General features: G+C 69.9%; 17 protein-coding genes. 3 read left to right on the top strand and 14 right to left on the bottom strand.

Features of this window, described 5'->3' with window-relative positions; all coding sequences use genetic code 11:
• Positions 1 to 1,523: 1,523 nt before the first annotated feature.
• The 6 genes from ABB55_RS27055 to ABB55_RS27030 all read right to left on the bottom strand — a co-directional run bounded on the left by ABB55_RS27055 (position 1,524) and on the right by ABB55_RS27030 (position 7,158).
• Positions 1,524 to 3,056: an acyl-CoA carboxylase subunit beta gene (locus ABB55_RS27055; RefSeq protein ID WP_054361610.1), complete on the bottom strand. Its 1,533-nt coding sequence runs from the start codon at positions 3,054 to 3,056 to the stop codon at positions 1,524 to 1,526.
• Between the two features lie 131 nt (positions 3,057 to 3,187).
• Complete coding sequence (locus tag ABB55_RS27050; protein WP_054361609.1) at positions 3,188 to 3,886, bottom strand: sulfotransferase family 2 domain-containing protein; 699 nt, start codon at positions 3,884 to 3,886, stop codon at positions 3,188 to 3,190.
• 25 nt (positions 3,887 to 3,911) lie between these two features.
• Positions 3,912 to 4,616, bottom strand: coding sequence for a hypothetical protein (locus tag ABB55_RS30540; RefSeq protein ID WP_054361608.1), 705 nt, complete (start codon positions 4,614 to 4,616; stop codon positions 3,912 to 3,914).
• The gene (locus ABB55_RS27040; protein ID WP_083463988.1) at positions 4,613 to 5,425 is read right to left on the bottom strand and encodes an ATP12 family chaperone protein; all 813 of its coding nucleotides are present in this window, start codon (positions 5,423 to 5,425) and stop codon (positions 4,613 to 4,615) included. Before ABB55_RS27040 ends, ABB55_RS30540 begins: the two co-directional genes overlap by 4 nt.
• Complete coding sequence (locus tag ABB55_RS27035) at positions 5,418 to 6,095, bottom strand: HAD-IA family hydrolase (protein WP_054361607.1); 678 nt, start codon at positions 6,093 to 6,095, stop codon at positions 5,418 to 5,420. The genes ABB55_RS27040 and ABB55_RS27035 overlap by 8 nt, the downstream gene beginning before the upstream one ends.
• A gap of 91 nt (positions 6,096 to 6,186) precedes the next feature.
• Positions 6,187 to 7,158 (bottom strand): RluA family pseudouridine synthase, encoded by a 972-nt coding sequence (locus tag ABB55_RS27030; protein WP_160321328.1) that lies wholly within the window; start codon positions 7,156 to 7,158, stop codon positions 6,187 to 6,189.
• Positions 7,159 to 7,410: 252 nt separating this feature from the next.
• Here ABB55_RS27030 and ABB55_RS27025 point away from each other — a divergent pair, with 252 nt between their 5' ends.
• Together ABB55_RS27025 and ABB55_RS27020 are read left to right on the top strand one after the other, a co-directional pair.
• A complete protein-coding gene (locus ABB55_RS27025) occupies positions 7,411 to 8,082 on the top strand; it encodes a hypothetical protein (protein ID WP_054361605.1) in 672 nt (223 codons plus the stop codon).
• 171 nt (positions 8,083 to 8,253) lie between these two features.
• The gene (locus tag ABB55_RS27020) at positions 8,254 to 8,553 is read left to right on the top strand and encodes a type II toxin-antitoxin system TacA family antitoxin (RefSeq protein ID WP_054362322.1); all 300 of its coding nucleotides are present in this window, start codon (positions 8,254 to 8,256) and stop codon (positions 8,551 to 8,553) included.
• 56 nt (positions 8,554 to 8,609) lie between these two features.
• On the opposite strand, the gene ABB55_RS27015 is transcribed toward ABB55_RS27020, so the two are convergent.
• The gene (locus ABB55_RS27015) at positions 8,610 to 9,608 is read right to left on the bottom strand and encodes an RluA family pseudouridine synthase (protein WP_054361604.1); all 999 of its coding nucleotides are present in this window, start codon (positions 9,606 to 9,608) and stop codon (positions 8,610 to 8,612) included.
• Positions 9,609 to 9,750: 142 nt separating this feature from the next.
• Complete coding sequence (crcB, locus tag ABB55_RS27010; protein ID WP_054361603.1) at positions 9,751 to 10,152, bottom strand: fluoride efflux transporter CrcB; 402 nt, start codon at positions 10,150 to 10,152, stop codon at positions 9,751 to 9,753.
• Positions 10,153 to 10,342: 190 nt separating this feature from the next.
• Between crcB and ABB55_RS27005 the strand changes: the two genes are divergently transcribed.
• Positions 10,343 to 11,422 carry an HD-GYP domain-containing protein gene (locus tag ABB55_RS27005; RefSeq protein WP_054361602.1) on the top strand — a complete coding sequence of 360 codons (1,080 nt, stop codon included), beginning with the start codon at positions 10,343 to 10,345 and terminating at the stop codon, positions 11,420 to 11,422.
• A 130-nt stretch (positions 11,423 to 11,552) separates the two neighbouring features.
• On the opposite strand, the gene ABB55_RS27000 is transcribed toward ABB55_RS27005, so the two are convergent.
• The 6 genes from ABB55_RS27000 to ABB55_RS26975 all read right to left on the bottom strand — a co-directional run bounded on the left by ABB55_RS27000 (position 11,553) and on the right by ABB55_RS26975 (position 18,796).
• Positions 11,553 to 12,863, bottom strand: coding sequence for a replication-associated recombination protein A (locus ABB55_RS27000; RefSeq protein WP_054361601.1), 1,311 nt, complete (start codon positions 12,861 to 12,863; stop codon positions 11,553 to 11,555).
• A gap of 27 nt (positions 12,864 to 12,890) precedes the next feature.
• Complete coding sequence (locus ABB55_RS26995; protein WP_054361600.1) at positions 12,891 to 14,315, bottom strand: Do family serine endopeptidase; 1,425 nt, start codon at positions 14,313 to 14,315, stop codon at positions 12,891 to 12,893.
• 87 nt (positions 14,316 to 14,402) lie between these two features.
• Positions 14,403 to 15,950, bottom strand: coding sequence for a trimethylamine methyltransferase family protein (locus ABB55_RS26990; RefSeq protein ID WP_054361599.1), 1,548 nt, complete (start codon positions 15,948 to 15,950; stop codon positions 14,403 to 14,405).
• Between the two features lie 299 nt (positions 15,951 to 16,249).
• Positions 16,250 to 16,897: a DUF1109 domain-containing protein gene (locus ABB55_RS26985; protein WP_083463986.1), complete on the bottom strand. Its 648-nt coding sequence runs from the start codon at positions 16,895 to 16,897 to the stop codon at positions 16,250 to 16,252.
• Positions 16,898 to 17,062: 165 nt separating this feature from the next.
• Positions 17,063 to 17,623: a sigma-70 family RNA polymerase sigma factor gene (locus ABB55_RS26980; RefSeq protein ID WP_054361597.1), complete on the bottom strand. Its 561-nt coding sequence runs from the start codon at positions 17,621 to 17,623 to the stop codon at positions 17,063 to 17,065.
• A gap of 153 nt (positions 17,624 to 17,776) precedes the next feature.
• A complete protein-coding gene (locus tag ABB55_RS26975; protein WP_054361596.1) occupies positions 17,777 to 18,796 on the bottom strand; it encodes a C1 family peptidase in 1,020 nt (339 codons plus the stop codon).
• Positions 18,797 to 18,804 lie beyond the last annotated feature (8 nt).

Raw genomic sequence — 18,804 nt, 5'->3', positions numbered from 1 at the left:
TTGTCCGGGGATGCGCTGAGAGATGGCGGCAGGGGGGGCGGCGTCGGACGGTGCACGGGTCCATTGTCCACCGCCCGGTGCCTACTACCCCCGGCCCACTCCCGAATCCGGACTACCCCGCGTCCCCCGACCCCAGAAACCGCAATCCCGGCCGTAGCCGAAGGCGGAGAGCCGGGACCCACTCTGCAAGTAACCCGCTGACACGTCCGAGTATAGTCCGAGATCTGCGACCGCCGGGTCGAGAGTAGGCCCCGGATCGGCGGCCCTTCGGGCCTTGTCCGGGGATGCGCTGGGAGATGGCGGCAGGGGGGCGGCGTCGGACGGTGCACGGGTCCATTGTCCACCGCCCGGTGCCTACTACCCCCGGCCCACTCCCGAATTCGCACTACCTCGCGCCCGCGTCCCCCCTACCCCAGAAACCGCAATCCCGGCCGTAGCCGAAGGCGGAGAGCCGGGACCTACTCTGCAAGCAACCTGCTGACAAGACCGAGTATAGTCCGAGACCTGCGGCCGCCGGGTCGAGAGTAGGCCCCGGATCGGCGGGCCTTCGGGCCTTGTCCGGGGATGCGCTGGGAGATGGCGGCAGGGGGGCGGCGTCGGACGGTGCACGGGTCCATTGTCTACCGCCCAGCGCCTACTACCCCCGGCCCACTCCCGAATCCGGACTACCTCGCGTCCCCCTGACCCCGCAAACCGCAATCCCGGCCGTAGCCGAAGGCGGAGAGCCGGGACCCACTCTGCAAGCAACTTGCTGACAGGTCAGAGTATAGTCCGAGACCTGCGGCCGCCGGGTCGAGAGTGGGCCCCGGATCGGCGGCCCTTCGGGCCTTGTCCGGGGATGCGCTGGGAGATGGCGGCAGGGGGGGGCGGCGTCGGACGGTGCACGGGTCCATTGTCTACCGCCCAGTGCCTACTACCCCCGGCCCACTCCCGAATCCGCACTACCCAGCCCCCGCGTCCCGCATCCCCTGCCCCAGAAACCGCAATCCCGGCCGTAGCCGAAGGCGGAGAGCCGGGACCCACTCTGCAAGCAACCTGCTGACACGTCCGAGTATAGTCCGAGATCTGCGGCCGCCGGGTCGAGAGTGGGCCCCGGATCGGCGGGCCTTGCGGGCCTTGTCCGGGGATGCGCTGGGAGATGGCGGCAGGGGGCGGCGTCGGACGGTGCACGGTCCACCGCCGGAGTGCCTACTACCCCCGGCCCACTCCCGAATCCCTACTACCCCGCCCCCGAATCCCCACTACCCCGCGCCCCGCGTCCGCCTACCCAAGAAACCGCAATCCCGGCCGTAGCCGAAGGCGGAGAGCCGGGACCTACTCTGCAAGCAACCTGCTGACAAGACCGAGTATAGTCCGAGACCTGCGGCCGCCGGGTCGAGAGTAGGCCCCGGATCGGCGGGCCTTGCGGCCCTTGTCCGGGGATGCGTCGCGAGACGGGCATGGATTGGCGTCGGGCTCGCTTGCCGACGGATGGCAGCGGGACGGCGCATGAACATGGCAAGCGCCGATCCCCTCCTCACCGGTCAGAGCGGGATGTTGTCGTGCTTCTTCCAGGGATTCTCGAGCTGCTTGTTGCGCAGCAGGCGCAGGGCGCGGGCGATGCGCGAGCGGGTCGAGTGCGGCATGATCACGTCGTCGATATAGCCGCGTTCGGCCGCCACGAAGGGGTTGGCGAAGCGGTCCTGGTACTCTTTGGTGCGCTTGGCGATCTTCTCCGGGTCGCCGAGTTCGGAGCGGTAGAGGATCTCGACGGCGCCCTTGGCGCCCATCACGGCGATCTCGGCGGTCGGCCAGGCATAGTTCACGTCGCCGCGGATGTGCTTGGAGCTCATCACGTCATAGGCGCCGCCATAGGCCTTGCGGGTGATCACGGTGATCTTCGGCACGGTCGCCTCGGCATAGGCGAACAGCAGCTTGGCGCCGTGCTTGATCAGGCCGCCATATTCCTGCGCGGTGCCCGGCAGGAAGCCCGGCACGTCGACGAAGGTGACGATCGGGATGTTGAAGCAGTCGCAGAAGCGGACGAAGCGCGCCGCCTTCTTGGAGGCGTCGATGTCGAGCACGCCGGCCAGCACCATCGGCTGGTTGGCGACGATGCCGACCGTGCGGCCTTCCATGCGGGCGAAGCCGCACAGGATGTTCTTGGCGTGGTTGCCCTGGATCTCGAAGAAGTCGCCCTCGTCGACGACCTTCAGGATCAGTTCCTTCATGTCGTAGGGCTTGTTCGGATTGTCCGGCACCAGGGTGTCGAGCGAGCGCTCGACCCGGTCGGGCAAGTCGTGCGAGACGATCTCGGGCAGCGGCGCCTGGTTGTTGGCCGGCAGGAAGTCGACCAGCCGGCGCACCTGCAGGAGCGCCTCGACGTCGTTCTCGAAGGAGCCGTCGGCGACCGAGGATTTGGTCGTGTGGACGGAGGCCCCGCCCAGTTCCTCGGAGGTGACGATCTCGTTGGTGACCGTCTTCACCACGTCCGGGCCGGTGACGAACATGTAGCTCGTGTCGCGGACCATGAAGATGAAGTCGGTCATGGCCGGCGAATAGACGTCGCCGCCGGCGCAGGGACCCATGATCACCGAGATCTGCGGGATCACGCCCGACGACAGCACGTTGCGCAGGAACACCTCGCCGTAGCCGCCGAGCGCCGCGACGCCCTCCTGGATGCGCGCGCCGCCGGCATCGAACAGGCCGATGATCGGCGCCCGATTCTTGAGCGCCATCTCCTGCAGCTTGACCATCTTGGCCGCGTGGGTCTCGCTGAGCGAGCCGCCGAACACGGTGAAGTCCTTGGCGAACAGATAGACGATGCGGCCGTTGATGGTGCCGGAGCCGATGACCACGCCGTCGCCGGGGATCTTGCTCTCGCCCATGCCGAAATCGGTGCAGCGATGCTCGACATAGATGTCGATCTCCTCGAAGGAGCGTTCGTCGAGCAGGCACTCGATGCGTTCGCGCGCGGTGAGCTTGCCGCGGGCATGCTGCGCCTCGACGCGCTTCGCGCCTCCGCCGGCCCGGGCGGTGGAACGACGGCGCTCGAGTTCGGCCAGGATTTCCTTCATGGCGCATGTCCTTCGGATGGAATGTGCCGGCTGCTTACCATGGGGGGATCACCCGGCAAAGTGGGCCGAAGGGCGAAGACGCCGCTGGCGGCGAAGACGCCGCAGGGGCGGTGCGGACGCCGGCAGGCGGCTCAGAAGGCGTAGTCGAAGGCGGCGATCTCGCGCGCGTAGAGGCGGCCGACCAGATCGCGCGTGTCGGCATCGTACCAGTGCCGCCAGGCGCCCTTCTCGGGCCGGTGGCGGGCGCGGGCGCGGCCGAGCGACGGCGGATCGGCGATGCCGAGCCGGTCCATCACGGCCCGGAAGTCCGCCTCCAGGGTCTCGTGGCGCAGCACCCGGTCGGCGACGATCCGGCCGCCGATCGTGTAGATGTCGAAATTGTCGATCGGCCAGCGCACCGTATGGGTCCGCACGAATTCGGCGAAGGGTGGCCGGTCGTCGGCGCGCGGGTGCTGGAAGAAGTAGTTGGAGACCTCGCGATCCCAGGGATTGCGCTCGACCGCGAACTTGAAATAGCCGTCGAACACGGCCGGATCGACCATCCGCCGCAGCCGGTCGGCGCGGATGTGGTTGTAGAATTCCACGCCGGCGCGCCGGGTCGTCATGCCGCAGGCGACCTTCAGCCGGGCCGCGAGCGGCCAGCGTTCGCGCGGCAGGACGTGATTCTGCCAGTTGATGCGCCGGTCCGGATCGGCCCGGGTGCGGGCGCCGTCGAGGGGCGTGACCACGTCGTCCGGCCCGCACAGATCGGCCAGCGCGACCTCCAGGCTGGTCGAGCCGACCTTGCGGCATTTCAGATAGATGAAGCGGTGCCGGTGGCTGATGATCATGGGCGCTGGTCGGCCGTCCGTCGGGTCAGAACTCGTAGCCGAAGGCCGCAATCTCGCGCGCATAGCGCGTCGCGATCGCCCGGCGGGTGGCGTCGGTATGGTCCTCGCGATAGGGGCGGTTCGTGTCCGGACGATGGCCGGCCTTGGCATGGGGCAGTACGGGCGGCGGATCGATGCCGAGATCGGCCATCCAGGCGGCGAAGTCCTCGGCGAGGCGCTCGTAGCGCAGCACGCGCCCGGCGACGATGCGGCCGTCGATCGAATAGGCCTCGAAATTGCGGAAGGCGACGTTCAGCCTTTCGTCGAGCACGTAGGTCTCGAAGTCCGGCCGCGGACCCTTCCGGTTGCGGTGGACCCAATGATAGTTGGAAACCTCGCGGTCCCAGGGATTGCGCTCGACCGTGACGATCTCGAAGCGATCGAACAGCGCCGGGCCGATCGCGGCCCGGATGCGCCCCGCGGCCATGTGCGGCCAGAAGCGGGTCAGCCCCGGCACCTCGCGGTTGGTCCGGCCGACCAGGAGATGCAGTGGCCAGTCCCAGCGCCGCTCGGCCCGCGGCAGCAGATGGTTCTGCGGCCCCCGCCCGGCCCGCAGCCGCTCGTCGGGCCGCGAGACCGGCGTGATCACGTCGTCCGGCCCGCAGATCGCCGACAGCGCCAGCTCGACGCTGGTCCCGGCGGTCTTGCGCGTCTTGACGAAGACGAAGCGGTGCCGATTCGACAGGATCATGGCTGGCCGGCCGGGGCCTCCCGCAGGAAGGCCGAGGCGACATCGAACTCGCGCCGGCGTGCGACCAGGCGGGCGACGGCCTCCTCGTCCTCGCCCCAGAGCTCCAGGTTCCAGGCCTCGTCGACGGTCGCCGCCGCCCAGGCCGCGTCGTCGTCGAGCCGGCCGCCGGCCAGGGCCAGCGCGATGAACAGCGAACCGGTCAGCGTGGTCAGCGAATGCAGTCCGGCGAGCCGCCAGGGATCGAGCGGTTCGAGCGCCCGCCCGACCGCCGCGATCGCCTCCGGGTCCTGCGCGACATGCACGATCCCCTCGGCGACCAGGAACCGCGCGCCGTAGGTCTCCTCGATCCAGTCGAGCACCGGATCCCACAGCCGCGTCTGCCGATCGACCAGGCGCGCCGTGTCGGTCGCGCGGTAGCAGAGCAGATCGGAGCCGGCATATTTCAGGGCATCCGCCGCCACCGCCGCCGGCTGCACGGCGACGCCGTCGATGACCGCGTTGGCGAGCCGGGTATGCGGCATCGCGCGCGGATCGATGATGGTCTCCTGCGCCGCCCATTCGGCCGCCATCGCCTCGGCGAGATCGCGGCGCGGAACCTCCAGATGCCGGCGCGCTGGCGTGCGCACCGGCCGGCCGTCGAGCAGCACCCGCCAGGCGCCGCCCTCCGCCGGACCGACCGAGACCTCCCGGTAGAAGCGCTTCGGCAGATCTGCGCGGGCATGGTCGCGCGCGCGGGCGACCGGATCGACCACCGGCTCGGTGAATTCCGGCTTGGTTTCGGTCGGATCGTAGCTCAGGAAATCACGCATGGTCGGACCATCCGAACAGGTTGGAGAGGACCGGATAGGCCTCGTCGAAGCGCTCCAGCACCCGGTGGGCGCCGCGGGCCGCAAGGCTTGCCGGGTCCTGGTAGCCCCAGGAGACGCCGACCGCATGGATGCCGGCCGCCGCCGCCATGTCCATGTCGTAGGCGCTGTCGCCGAGGATGACGGCGCGTTCCGGCGCGACGCCGGTCTCCGCCAGCGCCGTCAGGATCATCGAGGGATGCGGCTTGGACGGGTGGTCGTCGGCCGTCTGGATGGTGGCGAAGCGGCCTTCGAGGCCGTGCAGGTCGATGATCGAGCGCACCCCGCGCCGCGACTTTCCCGTCGCGATGCCGAGCACCACGTCGGGCCGGGCACCGATCTGCCGAATCGCGTCGAGCGCGCCGGGATAGAGCGGTTCCTGCCGCACCGCCGCCTGGCGCAGGCCCTGGAAGGCGGCCTTGTAGGCCTCGGCGAGCGACCGCGCCGCCGCCGGCTCGATGCCGGGTACGAGCGCCTCCATAGCCTCGACCAGCGACAGCCCGACCACGCCGAGCACCGCGTCGCGCTCCGGCACCGGGCGGCGCTCGGCCTCGAAGGCCGCCGTCATGGCGGCGACGATCATGTGCTGGCTGTCGACCAGGGTGCCGTCGACATCGAAAAGGACGAGAAACACGGCGCGGGCCCGGACCTGAGAGGAGTTTCGAGCCCCCATATGGCGCGTCGCCGCGCCGGACGCCAGTCCCCTGCGGCCCGAAGGCCCGCCGTCATGCGGGGCGGCGGCTCGGGTCGAAGGCGGCCGGCGCCCGCTCCATCGCCCGGAAGAAGGCGTCGGGCACCGGGGCTTCGAGCGACAGGGCCGTCTGGGTACGCGGATGTCGGAAGGCGAGCCGGTGGGCGTGCAGCAGCAGCCGCTCGGCGGCCTGCGGGTCGCCATAGATCGGGTCGCCGAGGATCGGATGGCCGGTCAGCGCGCAATGGACGCGCAGCTGGTGGGTGCGGCCGGTCTCGGGAAAGAGCGCGAGCAGCGCGGCGGTGCCGTCGGCGGAGACCGCCAGCCGCCGGAAGCCGGTGCGCGCGGTCTGGGCGTCCGGATCGTCCGGGGTGGCGGCGGCCATGCGGCCGCCATGGGACGTTTCGACCTTGCGGATGGCGATGTCGATCAGCCCCTCCGCCGGCGGCAGGCCGGCGACCACGGCCCGATATTCCTTGTCGACCCGGCGGGTGGCGAAGGCCTTGCCCATGACGCCGGCGAGCGGGCGGCGCTTCACGGCGACGAGCAGGCCGGAGGTATCCTTGTCGAGCCGATGCACCAGCACCGGCCGGTCGCCGTCCGCGGAGACCATCCGCACCAGGAGCCTGTCGAGATCGACCCGGGTGCCCGAGCCGGAATGAACCGCGAGCCCGGCCGGCTTGTCGAAGACGATCAGGTCGTCGTCCTCGAACACCGTCATGGCGGCCAGGAAGGCGCGTTCCGCCGCGCTGAGCGGCACCGGTGCCGGCCCGCCGCCCGCCGCCGGTCCCGTCCTTGCGCCGGCCCGGGCCGGCGATGGCGGCTCCGGCGGCGTGTTCAGGACGACGAGATCGCCCGCCGCCAGCCGGTCGGTCGGCTTGGCGCGCCGCCCGGCCACGGTCAGGCCGCCATGCTTCAGGAGCGCGGCAAGGCGGCCGGGCGCGATGGCCGGATAGTGGATGCGCATGAAGCGGTCGAGCCGCATCCCCTTCTCGGAGATGTGCACCCGTCGCTCCGTCGCGCCCGCCTGCCCCGATTCGCTCACCCCGATCCCCCTCGCCTTCGGTCCCGATGCCTCGGCCGGCCCCGAATCCGCCGCCTCCGGGCCGGTGCCACCCGCCCGGGATGTCGGAGCGGTGCGACATTGCCACAACGTTCCGTCAAACGACCGCGCCCGCCCATCTCGTGCGGCGGCGATGGATGACATGTCACCTTTCCGCTGTATAGCTTAGGGCAGTCAGTGAGTGCGGATCGGATCATGCCCATCGAAAAGTGCCTGAAAGTCGCGGCGCTCGCCTCTGCCGCCCTGGTTGCGGCTGCGGCACCGTCCCGGTCCGACGACCTGATCAAGCCGCGGCTCGACGTGAACTCCGCCTTCTGCGCGGGCACGGGCGATTGCGCGGTCTCGGTCTTCGCCGGTCCGCGCCTCGACACCCACATGGTCAGCGTGTTCGGCATCTCCAATTTCGTGGCGCCGACGCGGTATCAGTACGGCAACAGCTGGATCACCGGCGGGACCTTCTCGCGGCGGCTGCTGTCGGTCGGTCCGGTCGATTTCGAAGGCGAAGTCGGCGCCGGCAAGCGCTGGGGCAGCCTCGGCGAGGGCGAAGGCTGGATCGCGCTCTATGGCCGCTGGACCTGGTTCCCCTGGAACGAGTATGTCCGCACCACCGTCGCCGTCTCGACCGGCCTGACGCTTGCGACCGGCAATCCGCAATACGAGATCCGGCGCGAGGGCGTCAAAGGCGCCTATCTGCTGCATTATCTGTCGCCGGAAATCACCTTCGCGCCGCCCAAGAGCCAGTGGGAAGGTTTCCTGCGCCTGCATCACCGCTCCGGCGGCGGCGACTTCATCGGCGACACCTCGATCTTCAAGGGCGCTTCCGGCGGCGCCCAGTATCTGGTCTCCGGCATCCGCTATCGGTTCTGAGGCGAAGGCGCCGTCGACCGCGGGCATCTTGTAGGGCGACGCGAAGGATTGGCCGTCGCGGCGCCAGGGAACTTCTCGCGCCGGACCGGATCTTAAGACGCGATCGGTTCTTCGCCGTCCCGCCGGAGTTGCGATTGCGTGCTGGGCGGCACGGGCGATGGAGTCGATTCGATGCCGGTACGCGGGTCCGACAAGCGGCTTTCCGAAACGAAAATTCGGCTGACGGTCCGGATCAAGCCGTCGGTGCGCGATCGCATCGACCGCGCCGCCAAAGCGCTCGGCATGTCGCGCTCCGAATTCATGGCCGATGCCGCCCTGCGCCGCGCCGCCGACGTCCTGGGCGATCGCGTTTCGATCATCGCGAGCCCTGAGGCCTATGCGCAATTCCTGGCGCGCCTGGATGCCCCGCCCGCGCCGAACGAACGCCTGCAACGCACCATGCGGACCAAGGCCCCCTGGGACGTCGCGTGACGCTGACGTTGTGTGACGCTGACGTTGTGTGACGTGTCTGCCGCCGCCCTGCCCGCCTACTCCTCCTCGTCCTCCGCCGGATCGTAGGAGGCGGTGTCGAAGCCGAGCAGGTTCCAGGATTGCTGCATGTGCGGCGGCAGCGGCGCGGTCACGTCGATGCGGCCGCCGCGCGGATGCGGCAGGGCGATCCGGCGGGCGAGCAGGTGCAGCTTGTTCTGCATGCCGCCGGGCAGTTCCCAATCCTGCCGGTCGAAATATTTCGGGTCGCCGACGATCGGGTGGCCGATATGGGCGCAATGGGCGCGCAACTGGTGCGTCCGGCCGGTGACCGGCTTCAGCGACAGCCAGGCGAGCTTCGGGCCGGCGGTATCGACGACCGCATAATGGGTCAGCGCATGGGCGGCACCGTCGTCGCCGTGGCGGGCGACCCGCATGCGCTCGGTATCGTCGCTGTCGCGCGCCAGCCAGGTCGAGATGCGCCCCTGCGCCGGCTTCGGCACGCCGGCGACCAGCGCCCAATAGACCTTGCGCGCCGAGCGCGACCGGAAGGTCTTGGCCAGCTCGGCCGCGATCGAACGCGTCTTGGCGACGACCAGGCAGCCGGCGGTGTCGCGGTCCAGGCGATGGACGAGGCGCGGCACCTGCCCCTTGGCGTCCTTCAGGCTCTCCAGCATGGCGTCGACATGGCGGGTCAGGCCCGAGCCGCCCTGCACGGCGAGGCCGGCCGGCTTGTTCAGGACCATGATGTCCTTGTCCTCGAACAGCGTGATCGAGCGCAGGAAGGCCGCGTCGTCGCCGTCGGCGCGCGGCATCGCCCGGACCGGCTCGGCCCTGGCCGCCTCCGCGATCATCGCGCCCGGCGGCACGCGCACCATCTGACCCGGCACCAGCCGGGTCGAGGTCTCCACGCGCTTGCCGTCGACGCGCACCTGACCGGTCCGGACGAGCTTCTGCAGCGCGCCGAACCCGAGGCCCGGGTAGCGGGCCTTGAACCAGCGGTCGAGGCGAAGGCCGGCTTCGTCCTCGCCTACGGTGACAGTCTCGACGGTGGCCATGAAAGTTCCTGTTTTCGGGCTCCTCCTGTCGCGCAATGCGGGCGGGGATGCAAGCGCGGAGCCGTGCCCGCAGCCGCAGAAGCCGTTCGGTGAGCCGAATTCCCGCCCGTTCGGCCTTTCCGCCCGGCTCCCGCGCCGCGCCTCAGGTCGAAAGCAGTGCCCGCGTGCCGATCAACCCCGCCGCCAGCGCCGCGAAGGACACGAGGATCGAGGAGGCGACATAGGCCAGTGCGGCCCCCTGCGCGCCGCGCTCCCAGAGGATCCAGGCATCGAGCGAAAAGGCCGAGAAGGTGGTGAAGCCGCCCAGAATGCCGGTCATCAGGAAGAGCCGCATCTCCGTGCCGCCGGCCTCCGGCGTCCAGCGCGCCAGGATCCAGGCGGCGAAGATGCCCATCACGGCCGAGCCGATCACGTTCACCGCGAAGGTGCCCCAGGGATAATGCGGCCCGAAGCGCGCCACCAGGGCGAGATTCACGCCGTAGCGGAGGCAGGAGCCGAGGCCGCCGCCGACGAAGACGAGAGCAATATGCAGGAATGGCGGCATGGCTGGCAGGCGGCCCTTGTTGGACGGGCCGATCGTCCCGAATCGGACCTGTCGCTTGAGTTCGCCTTTACCATGACACAGCCGGCGCCGGCCCCATCGCGGCCGATTACCCGATGCTTAGGACTCCTCCCCTATTTGTGACCGTCACAAGCCTGTCATAACGCATGGACCGTCGGCGTCGCGGATCAATATGCAAAATTACGATTATGTCCTTGTCTATGCCGATCCGAGCCACCACCGCTCCTATCGCGACGCCCTTCCCGACCTCGACCTCCGTCTGACGGCAGCAGCCGAGGAGTTCGAACGCCGTTCCGACGATCCCCGGTCGCTCGCCGTCATCGATGTCGATCTCTGCGACGCCGCGGTGGCCGCGGGCCTGAAGCGACTGCTGCGCGCGACCAACCGGGTCTCGCCGCTGATCGTCGTCGCCGATCGCCGCAATCGCGCCGCCCAGGTCCGGGCCAAGGCGATCGGAGCCAGCCATGTGGTCGCGACCAGCCTTGAGGCGGAAGCCCTGGTGCGCACGCTGTGCAGCGGCACGCCGCCGACGCCGCGCTACGCGCCCGAACGCAAGGCCTTTACCGTCCAGACCACCGCGCGCCAGGCGGCCGGCACCCTGGACACGCTGTTCTCGAACCTGCTGACCGGTCGGCGGATCGATCCCGACGCGGTGCGCGAGAGCGGCACCCGGATCGTCGAGGCGATCGGGTCGTCGGGCGTCGGCGCCTGGCTCGCCTCGGTGCGCCAGCATCACACCGGCACCTTCCAGCACTGCCTTCTGGTCACCGGCCTCGCCATCGCCTTCGGCCGCGCCCGCCGCCTGCGCGCCGCCGACATCCAGACGCTCGCCACCGGCGGCCTGCTGCACGATATCGGCAAGGCCAAGATCCCGCTCGCCATCCTGGACAAGCCCTGCGGTCTCGACCCGGACGAGTTCGCGGTGATGAAGTTCCACACCGTCTACGGCGACAGCTTCCTGCGCGACCATACGACCGTCTCGCCGGCCATCCGCAGCCTCGTCCGGCACCACCACGAATATCTCGACGGCAGCGGCTATCCGGACGGCCTCAAGGGCGATGCCATCCCGGAACTGACCCGCATGCTGACCATCGCCGACGTGATGGGCGCCCTGGTCGAAGACCGCGCCTATCGCAAGGGGCTGCCGGCCGCCGAAGCCTATGCCCGGATCGTCGCGATGGCCGAGGCCGGCAAGCTGGACGGAGCGCTGGTCCGCGCCTTCGCGGACGTGGTCAAGGCGATGAACGCCTGAAACCGACGGTCATCGAATGATCGTCGGCATTCGATGCGCGAATTTCTCATGCCTCTGACGCCTATGAGAAATTCGCGTCGATTCGACGGCCCGATGCGTCGGCGTCCCGGGCCGTTGGCATGAGAGGGGGTCAACCGCCGCGCCGTTCGCGCCGAAGTTTTTCCCACCAATCCAACCGCTTGCGGATGTCGCGCTCGAAGCCACGCTCGACCGGCTCATAGAAGCTGCGCCGGCCGAGCTTTTCGGGGAAATAGTCCTGGCCCGAGAAGGCGTCGGGCTGGTCGTGGTCGTACTGGTAGCCGGCGCCGTAGCCTTCCCGGCCCATCAGCTTGGTCGGCGCGTTCAGGATATGCTTCGGCGGCACCAGCGAGCCGCCCTCCTCGGCCGCGCGCCGGGCCGCCTTCCAGGCGGTATAGACCGCATTCGACTTCGGCGCGGTGGCGACATAGACGACCGCCTGGGCGATGGCCAGTTCGCCCTCCGGCGAGCCGAGAAAGTCGTAGGCGTCCTTGGCCGCATTGGCGACGACCAGCGCCTGCGGGTCGGCCAGCCCGATATCCTCGACGGCCATCCGGACCACGCGCCGCGCGATGAACAGCGGATCCTCGCCGGCATCGACCATGCGGGCGAGATAGTAGAGCGCGGCGTCGGGATCGGAGCCGCGCACCGACTTGTGCAGCGCGGAGATCAGGTTGTAGTGGCCGTCCTGGCCCTTGTCGTAGATCGGCGCGCGCCGCTGCACGACCGCCTGCAGGGTCGCGGCATCGAACACCTCGCCGGGTCCGGCGGCCCGCGCCACATCCTCGGCCAGCGTGATGGCGGCCCGGCCGTCGCCGTCGGCCATGCGGATCAGGACGCCGCGCGCTTCCGTGTCGAGCGGCAGCGGCCGGCCGAGCTCGGTCTCGGCGCGCTCCAGGAGCCGGCCGATCGCGGCTTCGTCATGGGCCTTGAAGACCAGCACATGGGCGCGGGAGAGCAGCGCCGCATTGAGCTCGAAGGACGGATTCTCGGTCGTCGCGCCGACCAGCACGATGGTGCCGTCCTCCATCACCGGCAGGAAGCCGTCCTGCTGGGCGCGGTTGAAGCGATGGATCTCGTCGACGAAGAGCAGCGTGCCCTGCCCGGCGAGCCGGCGCCCGCGCGCCGCCTCGAACACCTTCTTGAGGTCCGCGACGCCGGAAAAGATCGCCGAGATCTGCTCGAAATGCAGCTTGGTCTCGCCGGCCAGCAGCCGGGCGACGGTCGTCTTGCCGGTCCCCGGCGGCCCCCAGAAGATCAGGCTGCCGAGCGAGCCCGAGCGCAGCATGCGCGTGATCGTGCCGTCGGGGCCGACCAGATGGTCCTGCCCGACCACGTCGGCGAGCCGCACCGGCCGGAGCCGGTCGGCCAGCGGGCGCACCGCCGCCCTGTCGAGACCGGCCGAACTGAACAGATCCGCCATCACCGCCTCCGGCCGAGGGGCCGCCCCTCAGCTGCGCACCGCGAAGCGGACGACCTCGCCGCCGCGCTGGACGGCGACCCGCCAGGAGCCCGGGTCCGACTGGGTGACCTTCTCGAGCGTCTTCGTGGTGTCGATCTTGGTGCCGTTGACCTCAAGGATCACGTCGCCCTTCTGCACGAAGCGGCCGGCCAGCGCGCCGGTCTCGACCGACTTGACGACGACGCCTTCGAGCGCGTTGGGGACGCGCAATTCCTCCGCCACGGCCGGCGACAGGTTGGCCACCACCGCGCCCTGGAACGGCGAGATGGCGCGGATCATGCGCTCGTCGCGCGGCACCGTCTCCGGCGCGGCGACGAGGCCGACCTCGACGGTCATCGGCTTGCCCTGGCGGATGATCGACAGCTTCGCCGATCCGCCGATCGGCCGCGTCGAATAGCGGTAGCCGAAGCCGTCGAGATCGTCGATCTCGAAGCCGTCGATCGCCACCAGGAGATCGCCGACCTTCAGGCCCGCCCGCGCGGCCGGCCCGTTCGCCGACATCCCGGCGACCAGCGTGCCGACCGGACGCTTGATGCCGAGCGCCTCGGCCATATCGGGCGTGACGTTCTGCAAGGTCGCGCCGAACCACGGCCGGCGCAGGCCGCCGCCGGATTTCGCCTGTTCGGCGACGAACTTGACCATCGCGCCCGGGATCGCGAAGCCGATGCCGATCGAGCCGCCGGAGCGCGAGTAGATCGCGGTCGGCACGCCGACCAGGCGGCCTTCCATGTCGACCAGCGCGCCGCCCGAATTGCCCGGATTGATCGCCGCGTCGGTCTGGATGAAGAAGCGGTAGTCGGAGACGCCGACCTGGGTGCGGGCGAGCGCGGAGACGATGCCCTGCGTCACCGTCTGGCCGACGCCGAACGGATTGCCGATCGCCAGCACGAGGTCGCCGACCTCGATCTGGTCGCTGTCGCCGAACTCGGCGAAGGGATAGTCGCCCTTCTCCTTGATGCGCAGCACGGCGAGGTCGGTGCGGTCGTCCTTCAGCACCACGTCGGCCTCGAACTCGCGCTTGTCGGAAAGCGCGATCTTGACCTCGGTGGCGTCCTTGATGACGTGATGGTTGGTCACCACCAGGCCGGAGCGGTCGATGATCACGCCCGAGCCGAGCGAGGATTCGACCCGGTCCTTGGGCATGCCGAGCGGCCCGTCGCCGAAGAAGCGCCGGAACAGCGGGTCGTCGAACATCGGCGATCCGCCCTGCTGGCGCAGGGTGCGCTGGGCATAGACGTTGACGACGGCCGGCGCGACGCGTTTGACGATCGGCGCGAAGGACAGCTGCACCTGCGCCTTGCTGTCCGGGGCGACCCGGTTGCTGTCCGGGGCGACCCGGGTCTGCGCCTGGGCGGGTCCCGCCACGGCAACGGCAAGCATCAGGGCAGCAACGAACGAACCGGCACGAACCATGGAACACTCCTCCGATCGCCTGGATCTAGGCGATCGGACACCGCATGGGAAGGCTTGCCGTTCCGGTCGCGGACCGTCCCGGCCGGCTCAATGCGTCGCGTCGGGCATGGAGGCCTTGCGGCGGGCCATGAAGTCGTTCAGCGCCTCGTCGATGCCGGGGTCGATGTCGGGAGCGACATAGTCGGCGAGCATCTTCTTCCAGAGGCCGTTGGCGCGCTGGGCCGCGTCCTTCGAGCCTTCGGCCATCCACTGCTCGACCGAATTGTTGTCGGCGACCGAGGAGCGGTAGAAGGCGGTCTCGAAATTGGCCTGGGTGTGGCCGCAGCCGAGGAAATGGCCGCCGGGCGGCACTTCGCGGAAGGCCGCCATGCCCTGCCCGTTCTCCGACAGGTCGATGCCGCGCGCCAGCACATGCATCATGCCGAGCTGGTCGCAGTCCATGACGAACTTCTCGTAGGAGGAGGCGAGCCCGCCCTCCATCCAGCCGGCGGCATGGAGCACGAAATTGGCGCCGGCATGGACGGTCGGGATCAGCGTCTGGGCGCTCTCGTAGGCCGCCTGCGCGTCCGGCACCTTGGAGGCGCAGAGCGAGCCGCCGGTGCGGAACGGCATCCGGTAGCGGCGGGCGAGCTGGGCGGCGCCGTAGATGGCCAGCGCGGCCTCCGGAGTGCCGAAGGTCGGCGCCCCCGATTGCATCGACAGCGTCGAGACGAAGGTGCCGAAGATGGCCGGCGCGCCGGGCCGGACGAGCTGCAGGAAGCTGACACCGGCGAGCACCTCGGCCAGCACCTGGGTCAGCGTGCCGGCGACCGTCACCGGGCTCATGGCGCCCGAGAGGATGAAGGGCGTGATGATGCAGGCCTGGTTGTTGCGCGCATAGACCTCGGCCGCGCCCAGCATGGTCGCGTCCCAGACCATCGGCGAATTGGCGTTGATGAGCGAGGTCACCACCGTGTTCGACTGGATGAAGTCCTTGCCGAACAGGATTTCGGCCATCGAGACCGTGTCCTGCGCCCGGTCCGGATGCGTCACCGAACCCATGAAGGGTTTGTCGGAATAGCGCATATGGGCATAGACCATGTCCAGATGGCGCTTGTTGACCGGCAGGTCGACCGGCTCGCAGACCGTGCCGCCGGAATGGTGCATGTAGGGGCTCTGGTAGGCGAGCTTCACGAAGTTGCGGAAATCCTCGATCGTGCCGTAGCGGCGACCCTGGTCGAGATCGTGCACGAAGGGCGAGCCGTAAACCGGCGCGAAGACCGTGTCGCGGCCGCCGATATGGACGCTGCGCTGGGGATTGCGCGCATGCTGGACATAGTCGGACGGCACGGTGGCGACGAGCTGCCGGGCGAGCCCGCGCGGGAAATGCACCCGCTCGCCGCGCACGTCGCAGCCCGCGCCGCGCAGGCGCTCCAGCGCCGACGGGTAGTCGCGGAACTCGATGCCGATCTCCTCCATCAGGGTCTCGGCATTGTGCTCGATGATCGACAGCCCCTCCTCGGAGAGCACCTCGGTGATCGGCAGGTTGCGGGTGATGTAGGGGACCGACACGGCGGACCGCGCGGACCGGGCAGCGCGTCGCGCCTCGCGGCCACGACGCTGTTCGCGGCCACCGGCTTCCGGCATGTCATTCATCGTGAACCCTCCCAGGATCGGCCTCGACCCGCCCGCTTGTCCCTGAGCGCGCTCGGTCCGGATCGGACCCGGCACGCTTGCCTTGTTCAGTCGGGAGCCCCGTCGTGCGCCCGGTCGCCGATCGACCCGCCGCACGAAGGCTCCGCGGCGTCGTGCGCGACGGCGCGACCGCCCCGGCGCGTCCGGACAGTCCGGCCGCACCGTCGGGAGGTTAGGCCTCGGCCGGGGTCGGTGACTGTGCTGCGCCCGTCACCCGGTGGCGCATCCGCGACAGCCGTTGCGACGGCGGGTCGGCGCCGTCACCAGCGCACCAGACGGGGGGCGAGCAGCGCGCCGGCGAGGCCGACGATCAGGATCGCGCCGGCATACCAGGCCGCCACGAAGGCCATGGCATCCTCGGTGCAGTGGACCGCATAGGCGATCGACGCGAGGCTGCCGGCGAAGAGGCCCGCGGCGAAACCGGCCCCCGTGAGATCGGTCGGCGCCGAGGCGCGCAGGACCATGACCAGCGCCACGAAGGGCACGATCGCGTAGAGCGGCAGAAAGGCGAGGCAGAAGGTCCAGCTCGATCCGAAGACCAGCGCCGGCATGTCCTGCGGGCCGGCCATGCCGAGTTCGACCGAGGCGAGCGCCGCGATGCCGGCAAAGGGCAGCGCCAGGAGGCCGATCAGCGGCTTCAGCGTCCGTCCCGGCCGGGCGAGGCGCAGGAAGGCCAGCGCCGAAGCCGCCGTCGCCGCCAGGACGAACAGGATCTTCGCCAGGACCCGCGGATCGCCCCAGGCCGTCGCCCAGTCCCGGCGCATGCCGATGGTCTCGACCACCAGCATGATCGCGGCGGCGAGCCCAAGGATGGAGGCGATCAGCGTCGTGCGCAGGATGCGGTGGGTGTCGACCGGCCGGGCATCGGCCGCCAGTCGCGCGATCAGGTCCTCGGTCTGCAAAGCCAACGCCTCGTTCGGTCCTTATGGGGCAGATCCCATCCGCGGCCCCACCGGTCGGTACCGCTCGGACGGGCCCCCCCGGGCAGACCGGTCTGACCCGATCCCCCGGAGCGGCCGCCGCGCCGCCCGACAGGGAATACGGGCGTCACGACCGTCTGGTTACGTCGGCGTTCAGGCCCGCCCTCGATCGGTGCCGAAAATCAGGCTCAGCCGCTTCATGCCGCGATGGATCGCGACCTTCAGCGCCGTCTCCGACATGCCCGCGGTCCGCGCGGCTTCGGCAATCGACCGGCCTTCCAGCTTGACCGCCGCGAAGGGCCTGCGCAAGGCCGGCGGCAGCCGCTCCAGAACCCGCGCCACGTCCCAGACCGCGTCGGCGGCCTCTTCCGGCGCCGGCAGAAGGTCTTCCAAGTCGTCGATCGGCAGGCTCGTGCCGGCCCGCGTCCGGGCACGCAGATGGTCGATCACCTTGTGGCGGGAAATGGCGTGGATCCAGGCACCAACCGGATAGCCGGGATCGTAGGTGTGCCGGCGGGTATGAACCGCGATCAGCACGTCCTGGACGATGTCCTCGACATCGGCCGTGTTGGCGGCGCGCGCCCGCGACAGAAGCCGGCCGACATGGCCCCGCACCAGTCGCGCGACATCTTCGAGGAGCAGGCGGTACGCGGCTTCGTCGCCGGCCATGCTCCGCGTCATCAGATCTTTCAGGTGAATTTCCGAGACCGACATCCGGGTGGCTCTCCCAGGCCGACGTTACGGCATCAGAATGCCACGATGCCGGGAGGCTGGCCGCTGAACTCTTCTGACCGGAGATGAATTGCGCGTGAACGGCCGCGCGACCGATGGTCGGCACCGGGCGCGCCGGGGCCCCGGCCGCAACCGTCAGAGCTGGAAATTGTCCTTGATCCGGCGCACCGCGTCGCGCACGTCGCGGCTGATCTCGGCACGCAGGCGGTCGCGCATCTCGGCGATGCCGGGGCCGGTCGCGGCAGCCGCGCCATGGGCCGGCGGCGGCACCAGATGGAAGCTCGGATTGCGGTCGAGATGGCCGACGATCCAGCTGTCGGCGAGGAACCCCTGCTGCTCGGCGAGCCGGATCGGCATCTCGGCATAGCCGCCCTGCCCCCATTTCGCCCCCCAGCTGTTGCGGATCAGGAAGGTGCCGCGGTTGCGGTCGTAGCCGACGATCAGCATGCAATGGCCGCTCTCGGCGGTCGACGGATCGAGATTCTCGTCGCCGCGCGGGTCCGGGAAGCGGCCGGTGCGCGCGGCCTCCTCGTAGCAGCGCTGCGGCAGGTTGATGGCGAGCGACACCGGCAGGCCCTGGGCGAGCGCGCCGATCACGCCGTCGGCGCCGACCACCCGGGCGAAGTCGTGGCCCTGCGCGGTCCAGGCCGAATCATAGACCCGGCGCGGCGGCTCGCGGTTGAAATCCTCGATCCGGTACGGCCATTCCTGCTCGGGCGGCACGCCGAACGCGACCACGGAGGCGATCACCTCGGCGGTCGTGTTGCCGCTGTCCTCGCCGACGGCGTTGCGCAGCTTGCGGGCGTTGAAATAGACGAACAGCCGGCTGCGGTCGACCGGCGGCTTGCCCTGCTTGATCTGCAGGAATTCGAGCGCACCGACCACCGCGCAGGAGGCGCAGCTGCCGAGCGACTGCTGGTCCTCGACCGGCGAGCAATAGGGCCTGAGGTCGACGCTCGGCGGCGCGTTGCCGGCCACCGGCGTCGCCACCGGCGTGTCGCGCGGCGGCGCCTTGGCGGCGATCAGCCCGTCCGTGCGCCGGGCGCGCGACTGGCGGGCTCCGAGGCCGGCGACGCGCCACAAGGCGGCGGCGCAGCGCGGGCAGGCCTCCGACGTCGGATCGGGCAGGACCGTAAAGCATTCCGGACACAGCATCTGAACCT

The organism is Prosthecodimorpha hirschii (assembly GCF_001305515.1).
Classification (GTDB): Bacteria; Pseudomonadota; Alphaproteobacteria; order Rhizobiales; family Ancalomicrobiaceae; genus Prosthecodimorpha; species Prosthecodimorpha hirschii.
Note: the sequence above shows the minus strand (reverse complement) of the source record. Positions and strands in the feature narration are given on the sequence as shown.

Bases quoted from the DNA above. Each gene is read 5' to 3' on its own strand.
- ABB55_RS27055 (WP_054361610.1), bottom strand. From the start codon at position 3,056: ATGAAGGAAATCCTGGCCGAACTCGAGCGCCGTCGTTCCACCGCCCGG.
- ABB55_RS27050 (WP_054361609.1), bottom strand. From the start codon at position 3,886: ATGATCATCAGCCACCGGCACCGCTTCATCTATCTGAAATGCCGCAAG.
- ABB55_RS30540 (WP_054361608.1), bottom strand. From the start codon at position 4,616: ATGATCCTGTCGAATCGGCACCGCTTCGTCTTCGTCAAGACGCGCAAG.
- ABB55_RS27040 (WP_083463988.1), bottom strand. From the start codon at position 5,425: ATGCGTGATTTCCTGAGCTACGATCCGACCGAAACCAAGCCGGAATTC.
- ABB55_RS27025 (WP_054361605.1), top strand. From the start codon at position 7,411: ATGCCCATCGAAAAGTGCCTGAAAGTCGCGGCGCTCGCCTCTGCCGCC.
- ABB55_RS27020 (WP_054362322.1), top strand. From the start codon at position 8,254: ATGCCGGTACGCGGGTCCGACAAGCGGCTTTCCGAAACGAAAATTCGG.
- ABB55_RS27015 (WP_054361604.1), bottom strand. From the start codon at position 9,608: ATGGCCACCGTCGAGACTGTCACCGTAGGCGAGGACGAAGCCGGCCTT.
- crcB (WP_054361603.1), bottom strand. From the start codon at position 10,152: ATGCCGCCATTCCTGCATATTGCTCTCGTCTTCGTCGGCGGCGGCCTC.
- ABB55_RS27005 (WP_054361602.1), top strand. From the start codon at position 10,343: ATGCAAAATTACGATTATGTCCTTGTCTATGCCGATCCGAGCCACCAC.
- ABB55_RS27000 (WP_054361601.1), bottom strand. From the start codon at position 12,863: ATGGCGGATCTGTTCAGTTCGGCCGGTCTCGACAGGGCGGCGGTGCGC.
- ABB55_RS26995 (WP_054361600.1), bottom strand. From the start codon at position 14,315: ATGGTTCGTGCCGGTTCGTTCGTTGCTGCCCTGATGCTTGCCGTTGCC.
- ABB55_RS26990 (WP_054361599.1), bottom strand. From the start codon at position 15,950: ATGAATGACATGCCGGAAGCCGGTGGCCGCGAACAGCGTCGTGGCCGC.
- ABB55_RS26980 (WP_054361597.1), bottom strand. From the start codon at position 17,623: ATGTCGGTCTCGGAAATTCACCTGAAAGATCTGATGACGCGGAGCATG.
- ABB55_RS26975 (WP_054361596.1), bottom strand. From the start codon at position 18,796: ATGCTGTGTCCGGAATGCTTTACGGTCCTGCCCGATCCGACGTCGGAG.